Genomic DNA, 13,923 nt, shown 5'->3' on the forward strand with positions numbered 1-13,923 from the left:
CCCCCGCCGCGCTCCGTCACAGGGCCGCCAGCACCTTGAGCAGCGACTCGACCACCATCGCCTGGTCGCTCTCGGTCAGCGACGGGTACATCGGCAGCGAGAAGATCTCCTTGGCCGCCGCCTCGGTGACGGGCAGGCTCCCGGTGCGGTACCCGAGCTTCGCGAACCCCGACATCGTGTGCACCGGCCACGGGTAGCTGATGTTGAGCGACACGCCGTAGGCCTTGAGCGCCTCGATGATGTCGTCCCGCCGCGGGTGGCGGACCACGTAGACGTAGTAGGAGTGCTCGTTGCCGGGGGCGACCGCGGGCACGACGACGTCGGTGCCGGCCAGCGCCTCGGCGTAGCGCGCGGCCACGGCCCTGCGGGCCGCGACGTAGCCGTCCAGCCGGGTCAGCTTGCGGCGCAGGATCTCGGCGTGCACCTCGTCCAGCCGGCTGTTGTGTCCCGGCGTCCGCTCGACGTAGTAGCGCTCCTTCATGCCGTAGTAGCGCAGCTGCCGCAGCGCCGCGTCCACCTGCGGGTCCGAGGTGATCGTCGCCCCGCCGTCGCCGTACGTCCCCAGCACCTTGGTGGGGTAGAAGGAGAACGCGGCGGCCTGGCCCATCGAGCCCGCGATCCGGCCGTGATGGCGGGCCGCGTGCGCCTGAGCGCAGTCCTCCAGGATCACCAGGTCGTGCCGGCCGGCGATCTCCCGCAGCGGCTCCATGTCGACGCACTGGCCGTACAGGTGCACCGGCAGCAGGCAGCGGGTGCGCTCGGTGATCGCCGCCTCCACCTGCCCGACGTCCATGAGGTAGGTGTCCTCGTGCACGTCGACGAAGACCGGGGTGGCGCCGGTGGCGTCGATGGCCACGACCGTGGGCGCCGCCGTGTTCGACACGGTGATCACCTCGTCGCCCGGCCCGACGCCCAGCGCCTGCAGGGCCAGCACGATCGCGTTCGTCCCGTTGTCCACGCCCACGCAGTGGGAGACGCCGTGATAGGCGGCGAAGTCCGCCTCGAAGTCCCGCACGGCACGGCCGAGCACGAGCTGGCCCGAGCGGAACACGGTGTCGACCGCGTCGAGGATGTCCTCCCGCTCGTTCTCGTACTCCTGCAGATAGTCCCAGACGTAAAGGGGCCTGGCCATACATCACCTCCGGATGGGAAGCCACTTCGGCTCAGTGGGCGAGTTCCCCGCGGAGGTACTGCTCGCGGCAGGCACCACGGCGGATCTTCCCACTGGTCGTCCGCGGCAGGGTGCCGCGCCGTACGAGGACGAGGTCGTGCGCGGTCAGGCCGTGACTTCGGGTGATCTCCTGTCGCAGGCCGCGCAGGAGCACCTCCCGTTCGGTCCCGTCGGCCGCCAGGAGCGCGGGATCGGCCTCGACGAGGACGACGAGCCGTTCCTCGCCGTCGATCTCGGCGGAGAACGCGGCCGCCGACCCCTCGGAGACGACCTCGGAGGCGGCGTCCCGCGCGGCCTGCACGGTCGCCTCGATGTCGTCGGGGTAGTGGTTCCGGCCACGAATGATGATCATGTCCTTGGCCCTGCCGACCACGTGCACGCGCCCGTCCAGCAGGAACCCGAGGTCGCCCGTGCGCAGCCAGGGGCCGGGGAGCAGGTCGCCGTCCGCCTCGACCAGGTGCTTGGCGAAGACGGCGGCCGAGCGGTCGGGCCGGTTCCAGTAGCCGTCGGCCACGTTGGGCCCGCTCACCCAGATCTCGCCGACCCGGCCGTCCGGCAGCGCGCTCGTGTCCTCCCGGTGCCGGATCCGCACCGACACCCCCAGGCTCGGCGCCCCGCAGGAGACGATGCGCACGGTGTCCGGGCTGCCGGGCGGGAGCTCGCGGGCCACGCCGGCGGCCAGGGCCTCGCGGTCGAAGCACCGGTCGGTCATGCCCTCGCCCACCGGCGGGGCGCTGACCGGAAGGGTCGCCTCGGCCAGGCCGTAGCAGGGGGACGGGGCGGTGGGCGACAGGCCGCCGGCCGCGAACGCCGAGGTGAACGCCTCGGTGGACTCGGCGTACACCGGCTCCGCGGCGATCGTCAGCAGCCGCAGCGAGCTCAGGTCGAGCTCGCTCCTGCGCTCCCCGGTCACCCGGCGCACGCACTGCACCAGGCTGGAGCTCGGCGTGATGCTCCAGTCGGCCCGGTAGTCGGAGATCATGCGCAGCCAGCGGTAGGGGTCCTGCACGAAGGCCATCGGGCTGAGGTTGACCGAGTGCGCGCCCGCGCCCAGCGGGTTGGTGATCCCGCAGACGAGACCGAAGTCGTGGAAGAACGGCACCCACGAGGCGATCACCGACGACGGCCAGTGCGCCCTGATCTGGTGGTTGGTGACGGACAGGTTCAGGTGCGTGACGCGCACCCCCGCCGGGGCGCCGGTCGAGCCCGAGGTGTACTGCAGGTACGCCACGTCGCCCGGCGCCATGCGCGGCCTGCGCCAGTTCCCGGCCTCGTCCGCGGGGACCTCGTCGACGCAGAGAAGATCGGCGGGCACGCCACCCGCGTCGTCGGTGCCGCCGGTGCCGCCGGTGCCGCCGGTGCCCCGCATCCCGTCCAGCAGCCGCTGGACGGAGGGGCGCACCGCGGAGGTGGTGAGCACACACCGCGGCGCGCAGTCCCCCATCACCGACAGCAGCCGTTCGTTGCTGCGCAGCGCCTCGGGCGCGTACAGCGGAACCGCGACGAGGCCCGCGTACAGGCAGGCGAGGAAGGCCACGACGTAGCCGGGCTCGTGCGGGCAGAGCACCGCCACCCGGTCGCCCGGCTCGCACCGCCGTTGCAGGACCGCAGCGACCGCACGGACCCGCTCGTCCAGCTCGGCGTAGCTCATCGTCCGGTCGCTCTTCTCCCGGCGGCCGGTGTCCCGGCGCATCCCGTACTCCACGAAGGTGATCGCGGGGGAGGAGCCGGCGGCCCGGGCGTGCAGGCGGACGCTGTCGGGAAGGTAGCGGAGGCGGAGGTGTTCCGATCCCCGGACGGTGGTGACGGCGGTCTCGATGACGTCCTCGGAAGGATCGCCGTGATCGGGGCTCAAGCTGTCTTCTCCGTCCGGTGAGGGCCCTGTGGGGCCCGGGGGGATCAGGCGGACTGGGGCAGGGCGTCCGACCGGGCGGCGGACTCCCTGGCCTCCAGGGCCGCCAGCGCCGCCCGGTCCAGGTTGGAGACCATCCAGACGAGCAGGTCCTGCTCGGTGCTCTCCGCGGCCTCCTGCCAGCGCTTCTTCTGCTCGGCGATGACGTTCATCTGGATGTGGGTGACCTCGTCGGCGACCCCGCCGTTGCGCTCCGCCTTGATGCGCCGGCGCAGCTCGTTACGGGACCAGGAGCCCTTCTCCGCGCGGTTGAGCCAGATCTCCTGGTCCGGCTCGGGCAGGCTGGCCACCTCCGCGTGGTGCTGGAAGCTCAGCTTCTCCCGGCGCCGGGACAGGCTGAACTGCCGGGCCACCCACGCGTAGTTCCGCAGGGTCTGGTAGTCCAGCGAGGTCTCGGCGATCGCCCGCTTGTAACGGTCGGGGTACTGCGCCTGGCCGTAGATCAGCCAGTCGCCCAGCCACCAGGCGGACGAGTCGGAGATGATGAAGATCTGCCGGCCCAGACGGCTCCAGGCGGTCAGGGACATGTTCGGTGGGAGGGAGAGGGCGGTTCTCCTGGTCATGCCCGGTGCGTCCAGTGCCATTCGCGCGTTGTGGGCGGGTCTGGTCTGTCCGTGATGTGTGGTCGCAAGACTCGGGTAACCGTTCACGTCTGTCGTCACGTCTGTCACACCCTTTCGCCTCGACGGATCCGTCGATGGCTGAGAGTTTGCCCTAGAGGCCACGGGAGAGTTCTAGACGAGATCTAGACGGCGTGCGGGGAGGGGGACGGGCGCCAGGTCAACGCCGTTCTTCCCGCTCATCGGTACCGTGCCGTGCCCCGTCGCTATCCCTGGCCGTCGGCGCGGCGGGGGAGCCGCTCGATGACGAAGTCCGCCAGGTCGTCGAAGTTCCTGCCGCCGAAACCGGCCATGTCATCCAGGAGAGGGACGCCGTAGGCGTCCTCCAGGGCGAGGATCAGGAGGATGATGGAGAAGGAGTCGAGGTTGCCCAGATCGCTGGGTTCGGTGATCTCCCCCAGGTCGGTCAGCTCGGGGATGGCGAGCTCGTTGGAGCTGAACAACACGATCTTCAGCGCCTCGCGCTCGATCCGCTCGCGTACTTCCTTCTTCTGGTCGGAAACGAACATCTCGGTCAACTGTTCTCTCCTGACGGCGTCTCGGCGGAATCGGTGGACGCCGCGTTCCGGCGTTCGAGCGGGGTCTGTACGAGCTTATTGAGGAGATCGGCGCCGTGCTCCTCCCAGAACTCGCGGTAGACGGCGTAGATATGCACGTCCCGCAGCTCGCCCCGGTCGTAAAGATGCTCGGGAAGAGTCGCCTCTTTGTGATCGGTGTCGAAGGTCGTGTGCAGAATCTGGAAATCCGGCTCGGCGGTCCAGAAATATATCTTCCTGACGTTCCACATCGCGAAGGCGTAGTTGATCGTCAGGAGCATGACCTCGGCGCCGACGCCGGTGCCCGCGGCGGTGGGGTCGGTGTAGAAGCTCGCCCGCACGTGCCGGCCCGACAGGTCCAGGTGGTGGAAGGAGACGTACCCCACGACCTGGTCGGTGTCCTGGCGCTCCACGGTGAACTGCGCGGACACCTCCTTGGTGTACAGCGCCGCGAACACCTCGGCCGAGGGCAGGTCGTTCAGCCCGGCCTTGAGGAGAAGATCGTGCGCGGTGACGCCCTCCGGCGGGTTGGCGTGGCGCAGCAGCGTCCTTCTGGTCTTGGTGTGGGGAAAGAGCACGTTCTTCCACCTTCAACTCGGCGTCGCGGCTGAATGGGATTACCTGGAGGATTATTCGAGCCGGCCGGGCGGTCGTCGTCCGCGATCTGAAAGCGGTGGCCCCGTCTCGCCAGCGGGACAGATGCTAGTTCCGGGTGATCGGTGGGTCAAGCTATTCTCCGGCGGTTCCGATGTCCATGCGAATGGCCTTTTTCGAGGGTGTGGATAATTTGACGGTTGATTTCTTCGGCCGCGCGCGGAAAAGTCGTTTGCGGTGCATGCGAAGGCAGTGGGCCGACGTGCGAACGAGGGGAAGCGGGATGGGCCGATGACAGTGCACACCGAGGACGCCGCGATGCATGGAGAACTCCTCGAGCCGATCACGCCCGAGGGCCGCGAGCTGCTCCGCCTCATCGAGACGCACCGGCCGGCGATCGCCGAGGCCGCCCCGGTCAACGACAGGAACGGGACGTTCCCCCATGACGTCTTCGACGGCCTGCGCAAGGACGGCGTCCTCGGCGCCACCGTGCCCTCCGCGCTCGGCGGGCTGGGCGTCGAGCGCCTGCACGACGTCTCCCTGGCGCTGCTGAAGGTCGCCGAGGCCGACGCCTCGACGGCGCTCGCCCTGCACATGCAGCTCAGCCGGGCGCTGACGCTGACCTACGAGTGGCGGACCGGCCCGGCCCACGCGCGGGCGCTGGCCGAACGGCTGCTGCGCGGCATGGGTTCCGGCGAGTCCGTGGTCCCCACCGGCGTCAAGGACATCCCGCGCGACCGGCGCCTCACCACCCTGACGCCGACCGACGACGGCGGCTGGCTGCTGACGGGCGGCAAGACGCTGGTGAGCCTGGCGCCCATCGCCACCGACTTCGCGGTGTACGCGCAGACGCGCGTCCCCGGGGAGCGCTCCCGGTACGCGATGGCGGTGCTCACCCGGGACACCCCGGGCCTGACCGTGATGGACAACTGGGACGGGCTCGGCATGCGGGCCTCGGGCACCGTGGACATCCTGTTCGAGAACTGCCGCATCGCCCCCGAGGACGTGGTGCTGCGCGGCCTCGCCGGGGAGCAGGACCTCGCCATGCTCGCGGGCCAGACGGTGAGCTCCGTCACCATGCTCGGCATCTACACGGGCATCGCCCGGTCGGCGCGCGAGATCGCCGTCTCGACCATCCTGAGCAGGGGGACGGCCGGCGCGGCCGCGGCCCGCACGCTGGTGGCCGAGATGGACGCCCGGCTGTTCACGATGAGGTCGGCGGTCGCGGCCGCTCTGGCCACGTCCGACCGGCTCGCCTACGACGACACGGGCGACCCGCAGGAGCGCGGGCCGGCCATGATGACGCCGTTCCAGTGCGCGAAGATGATGGTGAACCAGATGGCGCCGTCCATCGTCTTCGACGCCCAGACCCTGATCGGCGGCTCCTCCTTCGTCGCCTCCCACCCGCTGGCGCGGCTCTACCGCGACGTGCGCGCGGGCGGCTTCATGCAGCCGTACACCTTCGTCGACGCGGTCGACTACCTGAGCGCGCAGGCGCTGGGGCCCGTCAGCAACGGTTAGGGGAGTCATGCGCGTTCTCTTCACGTCGTACGCGGAGAAGACCCATTTCCTGGGGATGGTGCCGCTGGCGTGGGCGCTGCGCAACGCGGGCCACGAGGTGCGGGTGGCCAGCCAGCCGGAGCTGACCGACGTCATCACCGGCGCGGGCCTGACCGCCGTCCCCGTCGGCACGGACCACATCCTGCACCGGCTGGTGGGACGGACGAAGGACCAGCCGGCGTCGGCGTCGCGGCAGCCCTCCTACGACCCGGCCGAGGACCGGCCCGAGGTGCTCACCTGGGAGTACCTGAAGAACGGGTACGGGGGGCAGTTCGTGCCGTGGTGGGCCCGGGTGGTGAACGACCCCATGATCGGGGAGCTGACCGCGTTCTGCCGGCACTGGAAGCCCGACCTGGTGATCTGGGAACCGGTCACCTACGCGGGGGCGATCGCGGCCAAGGCGTGCGGAGCCGCGCACGCCCGGATGCTGTGGAGCCTGGACCTGTTCGCCCGGATGCGCGGCCACTACCTGCGCGCCCTCCGGGAGCAGGCCCCCGGCGAGCGCGACGCCATGGCCGCCTGGATCGGCGCCCGCGGCGCCAAGGTCGGCGTCGACTTCTCCGAGGAGATGACCAGCGGGCACTTCACCATCGACCCGACCCCGGGCTCGCTGCGGCTGGACCTGCCGCACACCTACGTGCCGCTGCGCTACATCCCCTACAACGGCGTCGCCGTCGTCCCGCCCTGGCTGCACGTCCCCCCGGCCAGGCCCCGGGTCTGCCTGACGCTGGGCACCTCGGCCACCGAACGCCTGGACGGCTACTCGCTGAGCGTGCAGGACGTCCTGACCAGCCTCGCCGACCTCGACATCGAGCTCGTGGCCACCCTGCCGGAGAAGCAGCAGGCCGAGCTGAGCCACGTCCCCGACAACGTCCGCCTGGTCTCCTTCGTCCCGCTCCAGGCCCTGGCACCCACCTGCTCGGCCGTGATCAGTCACGGCGGGAGCGGCACGTTCCTCACCATGGCGGGACAGGGGGTCCCGCAGCTCATCGAGCCGTTCATGTTCGACGACGAGCTGCGGGCCGAGCGGCTGGCCGAGCAGGGGGCGGGGATCGTCATGCACGGCCGTGACGCCAGCGGCCCGCGGGTGCGCGAGCACCTGCTGCGCCTGCTGGGCGAGCCCTCCTTCGCCGAGGCCGCGGGAAGGCTGCGGACGGAGATCGAGGCCATGCCCACCCCCAACGAGCTCGTCGGAGAGCTGGAGAGGCTCACCGCCGAACACCGCGGCACCGTCGCGAGCTGAACACCGTCCCCCGGAGGAACGACACGTCGTCCTCCGGGGGACGAGACACGCGGGAACGGGACGGCGCGGTGCCCCGGCCGTTCCCGGCCCCGGCTCACGGCCGGGGACCGGGAACGGGGGTCAGGCCGGGGCCGTGTGCGGAAGGAGCGCCGAGGTCAGGCCGCGGACGCTCTTGAAGGCCCGCGGGTCGATCGTCTCGAACGCCACGTCGATCCCCATCTCGTCGCGGATGTGGGCCACCAGCAGCGCGGTGTTCAGCGAGTTGAGGATCCCCCACTCCAGCAGCGGCGAGTCCTCGTCGAGCTCCCCGGCGGGGTCGCCCGACAGGAACCGCTCCCGGATGAAGGCGATCAGCCGATCCGATATCTCCCGCTCGGACAGGTCGGTGCTCACGATGGTCGTCTCCTTCACAGCTGGCCGTACGGCGTGGTCCCGGAGCTCAGGGCGGCCCGGTCGATCTTTCCGTTGCGGGTCCTGGGCAGTTCGCCCACGAGCAGGATCTCGTCGGCGATCATGTAGGGCGGCAGCCGTTCCGCGCTGTGCCGCTTGAGCCCCAGCACGCCCGGCGCGGCTCCCGGCGCGGGCAGCACGAACGCGCGCAGCCGCGCGTCGGCGCCCTCGCCGCTGACCACCACGGCGACGTCGGCCACCTGCGGGTGGCTGCCGAGGACGGCCTCGACCTCGCCGAGCTCCACCCGGTAGCCGCGCACCTTCACCATGTGGTCGCGGCGGCCGAGGTAGTCCAGTGACCCGCCGGGGAGGACCCGCACGATGTCCCCGGTGCGGTACGGCCCCGTCTGCGGCTCGTGTCCCCAGTAGCCGAGCATCACCGTGGGTCCCTCCACGACCAGCTCGCCCTCCTCGCCGACCCCGGCCACCCGCCCGTCGGGCCGCATCACCCGTACGACGTCGCCGCAGGACGCGCGGCCGATCGGCACGGAGCGGTCGCGCGCCAGGTCGCCGGGGGTGACCTCGTGGAAGGTGCAGACGTTGGTCTCGGTCGGGCCGTAGAGGTTGAGCAGCCGGGCGCCGGTCCAGGCCGCCAGGTCGCGCACCCCCGCGATCGGGAAGGGCTCGCCCGCGAAGAGCACCGCCCGCAGCGCGCCCGGCGCGGGCCGCTCCAGCAGGCCGCCGTCGCGCATCATCAGGGTCAGCGCGGACGGGACCGAGTACCAGACGCTGATGCGCTCGCGGTGCAGGAACTCCACCATCCGGGCGGGCGCGTAGGCCAGCTCGGCCGGGACCGGGCAGACCGTCGCCCCGGCGGAGAAGGCCGCGTACAGGTCGAGCACCGACAGGTCGAAGGTGAACGGCGCGTGGTTGGCGAACCGGTCGTCCGGCCGGGCGTCCAGCTCGGCCGCGGCCCAGTCCACGAAGGCGCGGGCGGCGCGGTGGCTGACGCTCACGCCCTTGGGGACGCCGGTCGAGCCGGAGGTGTAGAGCACGTACGCGAGATCGTCGGCACCGGCCGGATGGTCGACCGGGACGGGCCGCGGACCGGCCGGGAGCGCGCGGTGCCCGTCGAGGTCCACGGTGCCGCCGATGCCGCCGATGCCGCCGGTGCCGCCGTCGTCGTCCGCGCCGCCTGCGTCGCCTGCGTCGCCGGCGATCGCCTTCAGCCGGTCGCCGTCGGCGCAGACGACGCGGGGGCTGCAGTCGCGGATCAGGGCGGCCACCCGGGCCGCGGGCGCGCTCTCCCCGGCCGGTACGTAGGCGGCTCCCAGGCGGAGCACGGCCTGCATCGCCACGACGGCGAGCGGTGTCTTCCCCTCCCAGATCACCACGCGGTCCCCGGGGCGTACGCCCTCGCCGGACAGCACGTGCGCCAGGGCGTCGGCGCGCAGGTCGAGCTCGCGGTAGGTCATCTCACCGGCCGGACCGGCCAGGGCGAGGTTGTCCGGGAACCGGGCGGCGGCGTCGATGAGGAGCCGGTGCAGGCTCACAACCCCAGCCCCCTGGCGACGAGCTCCCGCTGGATCTCCGTGGTCCCGGAGAAGATCGTGCCGGGCACGGCGTCGCGCAGCTGCCGCTCGACGCCCGCGGCGCCGAGGTAGCCGGTCGCGCCGAAGACCTGGATCGCGTCCAGGCTGTTGGCCACGGCCGCCTCCGACACCGCGATCTTCGACAGGGCGGCGTGGGTGGCGGCGTCGGCGTCCTGCTCGTCCAGCGACCAGCACGCCCGGTACAGCAGCAGCCGCGCGCCCTCCAGCCGCTGCTTCATCGTGACCAGCCGGTGCGAGACGGCCTGGAAGTCGCCCAGGGCGCGGCCGAACTGGCGGCGCCCGCGCGCGTGCTCCACGGCGCGGCCGAGCTGCTCCTCCATCATCCCGAGGTAGACGGCGGGCAGGCAGGCCCGCTCCCAGGCCATCGAGCCCTGGAAGACGGCGCTGCCGCGCCCCTCGGCGCCGAGCCTGAACCGGGCGGGGACCCGGCAGCCGGAGAACTCCACCCGGCCGGCCGGGCAGCCGTCCAGGCCCATCTTGGCCATCGGCTCGCTCACCGTGACACCCGGCAGGTCGCGGGGGACCGCGAAGGCGGTCACGCCGAGGAAGCCGAGGCCGGGGTCGGTGGTGGCGTAGGTGACGATCAGGTCGGCCGCGGGCGCGTTGCTGGCGAACGACTTGACGCCGTCGAGCACGTAGTGGTCGCCGTCGGGCCGGGCCACGGTGGCGAGCCTGCTCACGTCGGAGCCCGCCCCGTCCTCGGTCATGGCGTTGGCCGCGACCAGCGCCCCGGAGGCCAGGCCCGGGAGCAGCTCCGCGCGCGTGTCCTCGTCCGCGTTGTCACGGATCGCGACGCAGCACGCCAGCAGGTGCGCCGAGACCGCGAACGCCAGGGCGGTGTCGCCGCCGCCCCGGGAGAACGCCTCCAGCGACAGCGCCGTGTCCAGGGCGCCCAGGCCGCCGCCCCCGTGCTCGGGAGGCAGGCACAGGCCGGTGGCGCCCAGTTCCGCGGCGGCCCGCCAGCGGTCCCGCGTGAACGGCTCCCGCGGCGGGCCGGACTCCTCGTACAGGCTCTTGCGCGCGCCGTCGAACATCGCGTCGCGCCGCTCGCCGCGCGCGCCGCCGAGACCGAACTCCATGGGCCGTGCCCCCTTCCGACGAGGTGTCCTAGACCCACGAGGGGGTGTCGAGGATCTTCAGGACGGCGCACGAGATGGTGACGCCGGGGCCGATGCCGCCCAGCAGCACGTGGTCACCGGGACCGAGCTCGCCGGTCGACAGCAGGTGGTCCAGGGAGACCAGGTGGTCGCTGGCGCCGAGGTGGCCGACGGTCCTGGCGAAGTCCCAGCTCGACTTGGACATCGGCATGCGCAGCACCGCCATCCACCGGTGCTCGACGGCCTCGGGGGAGAGGCTGGTGAAGATGGTGCGGGTGACGTCCGCCACCTTGATCTCCGCCTCGGCCAGGGTCCGGCTGAGGACCTGCATCATCCGCTGCTGCACGATGACCCAGGCGAGCGCGAGGTCGGTGTCGGTCGAGCACATCCGGCCGAACTCCTCGGCCCGCGCGCTGAAGTCGACGGCCTCGCCGGTGGTGGCGCTCGGCGGGAAGAGCGGGGTGCCCGCGCGGTGCAGCTCCTCGGCCTCGGGCACGGAGATCGAGCTCACCGAGAGCAGCCGGGCGAAGCCGGGCTCGCGGGAGAGCACCAGCGCGCTCCCGGCGTCGCCGAGCACGAAGTCCGGCCCCGAGCACCAGCGGTCCATCCGGGCGGTGCCGAAGTTGTCCGCCGTGACGATCAGCGCGTCACGGCCCCGCGGGTCGCCCGCCATGAACCCGCCGGCCAGCTCCAGGGCGCTCAGCACGCCGTTGCAGCCCTGGCGCAGCTCGACGGCCAGCAGGTCGCCGCCGACGAGGTGGTGCTGCAGGTAGTACTGCGGCGACCACCCGTCGGGGCCCTGGTGCCAGACGTCGGCGTACAGCATCAGTCCGAGGGCGCCGGTGCCGCCCCCGCCGCGCGTGATCGCCTCCCGCGCCGCCCGCAGCGCCATCTCGGGAGCGGGGATGTCTCCCGCCACCGCGGCGCCGAGCATGTCGTGGACCTTGGCGTGCTCGGGCGTGCACAGTCCCTGCGCGACGGCCGACTCCACGCTGACCGTCGGCGGGACGAACGTGCCGATTCCCCGGACGAAGACCTCTGGTGTGCGCACTGCCCTGCCTCTCTGCTCGCCTGTGGCCCGGCCGGTCAGGCTCGGCGGGACGGGGGACCTGCGTGCCGCTGTGACCCCGCCGGTTCCGCCGGTTCCGGTGACCCTGCCGCCTCCGGCGTCGCGTTCCCCAGCTGGGAGGTCGCCTCCAGGTAGCGGTCGATCACGATCCGGTGGTAGCCGGGGCCGAAGCCCATGTCGTCGACCGCGGGCACCAGCCGCCGGAGCTTCTCCACGCAGATGTGGTGGGAGGTCCCCTCGTCGATGATCTGCCTGCGGGCCGTGATGCCCAGCCGCATCTCCAGGTGGTCGACGATCAGCGCGACCGGCACGGACTCGCCGGTGGCCACGTTCACCACCTCCTGGGTGGTGCCGGTGGCCAGCAGCAGGTCGATGACCTTTATCCAGTCGGTGATGTCGATGATGTCCCTGCGCGCGCTGCGGTACATCGTGAGGTTGTCGGAGCGGATCTGCTCGATGAGGGAGGGGATCAACCGGTTCGCCGGCACGTGCGGGCCCACGACGTAGCCGAGCCGCAGGATCAGGTGCCGTACCCCGGAGTCCTGGACGCGCCGCTCCAGCGCGAGCTTGTGCCAGCCGTAGGGGGTGACGGGCTCCACGGGCTCGTCCTCACGGCCCCGGCAGCCGGCCCCGCCGTACATGCTCATCGACGCGGTCGAGAGGAAAACGAGGGTCCGGTCCTGGCGGAGGCTCTTCTCGATCGTCTCGTCCACCAGCGCGGTTTCCCGCTCGTAGTCGGAATCGGAATTCTTCCACAGCGACACACCGGCGGCGAGAATCGTCACCTCCGGATGGGCGTCTTCGATCGACCGCAGGTGCCTCGCGAGAAAGCCATTTCCGATGATCTCCATTCCCAGCACCGCTTTCCAGCTCTGGAGGTTAACGTATCGGTTCCGCCCGTCACCATATAGCGGCGTTCGGAATAAGAAAGCGCCCGCGGCCCGCGGCCGGAAGGCCGTTTGTCCCGCCAGCGAGACAGGTGCGCGTTCTCCGGCGCTTTCTCCGCCGGGCGGCGGTAATTGCGGCGGGTCACACGCCGGCCGGCGTCCCGGCGCCGGCCCCCGGGATCGCGGAGCCCGCGGAGCCTGCGGAGCCTGCGGCGCTTCCGGGGCCCGCCGGGTCCTCGGGGGCGGCCTGCGCCTTCTTCAGCGGCTCCCACCAGCTGCGGTTCTCGGCGTACCAGCGGGCCGTGGCCGCCAGGCCGTCGGCGAAGGGCACCCGGGGCCGATAGCCCAGCTCGGCGGAGATCTTGGAGCTGTCGACGGAGTAGCGGCGGTCGTGACCGGGCCGGTCCTCCACCGGCAGCACCATGGACCAGTCCGCCCCGGCGATGTCGAGCAGCGCCGCGGTCAGCTCACGGTTCGTCAGCTCTGCGTTGCCCCCGATGTTGTAGACCTCGCCCGGCCTGCCCCGCCAGGCGACCAGGGCGATGCCGCGGCAGTGGTCGTCGACGTGCGCCCACTCGCGCACGTGCAGGCCGTCGCCGTACAGCGGCACCCGCTCCCCGTCCAGCAGGTTGGTGACGAACAGCGGGATGACCTTCTCGGGGAACTGGTACGGCCCGTAGTTGTTGGGGCAGCGGGTGATCGAGACGGGGAAGCGGTAGGTGCGCGAGAAAGCCCGCGCCAGCAGGTCGGCCGCGGCCTTGGAGGCCGAGTACGGGGAGTTGGGTTCCAGCGGGTGGCCCTCCACCCAGGAGCCCGTCTCGATGGACCCGTACACCTCGTCCGTGGAGACCAGGACGAACTTCCCGACGCCGCCGCCCAGCGAGGCCTCCAGCAGCGTCTGGGTGCCCACCACGTTGGTGGTGACGAAGTCGGCACCGCTGTCGATCGACCGGTCCACGTGGGTCTCGGCCGCGAAGTGCACGACCAGGGAGACACCCCTGGTCAGCCTCGACATCAGCGAGGCGTCACAGATGTCGCCCTGGACGAACTCCAGCCGCGGGTCGTCGGCGACGGACGCCAGGCTCTCCATGGTCCCGGCGTACGTCAGCTTGTCCACGACGACGACCCGGGCGTCCTCGAATCCCTCGTAGGCGCCGGAGAGCGTGCGCCGCACGAAGTTCGAGCCGATGAACCCGGCACCGCCGGTGACCAGGATCCGCATTTGGCTGCA

At 71.7% G+C, this 13,923-nt stretch carries 13 protein-coding genes; 2 read left to right on the top strand and 11 right to left on the bottom strand.

Features of this window, described 5'->3' with window-relative positions; genetic code table 11:
* Positions 1-16: 16 nt before the first annotated feature.
* The 5 genes from ACZ6RT_RS01470 to ACZ6RT_RS01490 all read right to left on the bottom strand — a co-directional run bounded on the left by ACZ6RT_RS01470 (position 17) and on the right by ACZ6RT_RS01490 (position 4,817).
* Positions 17-1,132, bottom strand: a complete 1,116-nt coding sequence (locus ACZ6RT_RS01470; RefSeq protein WP_399186877.1) for a DegT/DnrJ/EryC1/StrS family aminotransferase — start codon at positions 1,130-1,132, stop codon at positions 17-19.
* A gap of 31 nt (positions 1,133-1,163) precedes the next feature.
* Positions 1,164-3,026: a fatty acyl-AMP ligase gene (locus tag ACZ6RT_RS01475; protein WP_470151792.1), complete on the bottom strand. Its 1,863-nt coding sequence runs from the start codon at positions 3,024-3,026 to the stop codon at positions 1,164-1,166.
* Between the two features lie 44 nt (positions 3,027-3,070).
* A complete protein-coding gene (locus ACZ6RT_RS01480) occupies positions 3,071-3,667 on the bottom strand; it encodes an LmbU family transcriptional regulator (RefSeq protein ID WP_399186875.1) in 597 nt (198 codons plus the stop codon).
* Positions 3,668-3,909: 242 nt separating this feature from the next.
* Complete coding sequence (locus tag ACZ6RT_RS01485; protein WP_399187162.1) at positions 3,910-4,212, bottom strand: hypothetical protein; 303 nt, start codon at positions 4,210-4,212, stop codon at positions 3,910-3,912.
* A 5-nt stretch (positions 4,213-4,217) separates the two neighbouring features.
* Positions 4,218-4,817 (bottom strand): GNAT family N-acetyltransferase, encoded by a 600-nt coding sequence (locus ACZ6RT_RS01490; protein ID WP_470151794.1) that lies wholly within the window; start codon positions 4,815-4,817, stop codon positions 4,218-4,220.
* Positions 4,818-5,124: 307 nt separating this feature from the next.
* On the opposite strand from ACZ6RT_RS01490, the gene ACZ6RT_RS01495 reads away from it, so the two are divergent.
* Both ACZ6RT_RS01495 and ACZ6RT_RS01500 read left to right on the top strand, forming a co-directional pair.
* Positions 5,125-6,354, top strand: coding sequence for an acyl-CoA dehydrogenase family protein (locus ACZ6RT_RS01495; RefSeq protein ID WP_399186873.1), 1,230 nt, complete (start codon positions 5,125-5,127; stop codon positions 6,352-6,354).
* A gap of 7 nt (positions 6,355-6,361) precedes the next feature.
* Positions 6,362-7,636, top strand: a complete 1,275-nt coding sequence (locus tag ACZ6RT_RS01500) for an activator-dependent family glycosyltransferase (protein WP_470151796.1) — start codon at positions 6,362-6,364, stop codon at positions 7,634-7,636.
* Positions 7,637-7,756: 120 nt separating this feature from the next.
* Here the strand turns inward: ACZ6RT_RS01500 and ACZ6RT_RS01505 are convergent, their stop codons facing one another.
* From ACZ6RT_RS01505 to rfbB, 6 genes are all read right to left on the bottom strand, one after another.
* Entirely contained in the window at positions 7,757-8,029 is a 273-nt protein-coding gene (locus ACZ6RT_RS01505; protein ID WP_399186871.1) for a phosphopantetheine-binding protein, read from the bottom strand.
* Positions 8,030-8,043: 14 nt separating this feature from the next.
* Entirely contained in the window at positions 8,044-9,579 is a 1,536-nt protein-coding gene (locus ACZ6RT_RS01510; protein WP_470151799.1) for an amino acid adenylation domain-containing protein, read from the bottom strand.
* Positions 9,576-10,718, bottom strand: a complete 1,143-nt coding sequence (locus ACZ6RT_RS01515) for an acyl-CoA dehydrogenase family protein (RefSeq protein ID WP_399186869.1) — start codon at positions 10,716-10,718, stop codon at positions 9,576-9,578. Before ACZ6RT_RS01515 ends, ACZ6RT_RS01510 begins: the two co-directional genes overlap by 4 nt.
* Before the next feature lie 28 nt (positions 10,719-10,746).
* Positions 10,747-11,787, bottom strand: a complete 1,041-nt coding sequence (locus ACZ6RT_RS01520; RefSeq protein ID WP_399186868.1) for a ketoacyl-ACP synthase III family protein — start codon at positions 11,785-11,787, stop codon at positions 10,747-10,749.
* Between the two features lie 35 nt (positions 11,788-11,822).
* Positions 11,823-12,656, bottom strand: a complete 834-nt coding sequence (locus ACZ6RT_RS01525) for an NAD-dependent epimerase/dehydratase family protein (protein WP_399186867.1) — start codon at positions 12,654-12,656, stop codon at positions 11,823-11,825.
* A gap of 178 nt (positions 12,657-12,834) precedes the next feature.
* The gene (rfbB, locus tag ACZ6RT_RS01530) at positions 12,835-13,914 is read right to left on the bottom strand and encodes a dTDP-glucose 4,6-dehydratase (protein WP_470151801.1); all 1,080 of its coding nucleotides are present in this window, start codon (positions 13,912-13,914) and stop codon (positions 12,835-12,837) included.
* Between the last annotated feature and the right edge of the window lie 9 nt (positions 13,915-13,923).

It is taken from the genome of Streptosporangium sp. NPDC050148 (assembly GCF_055586505.1).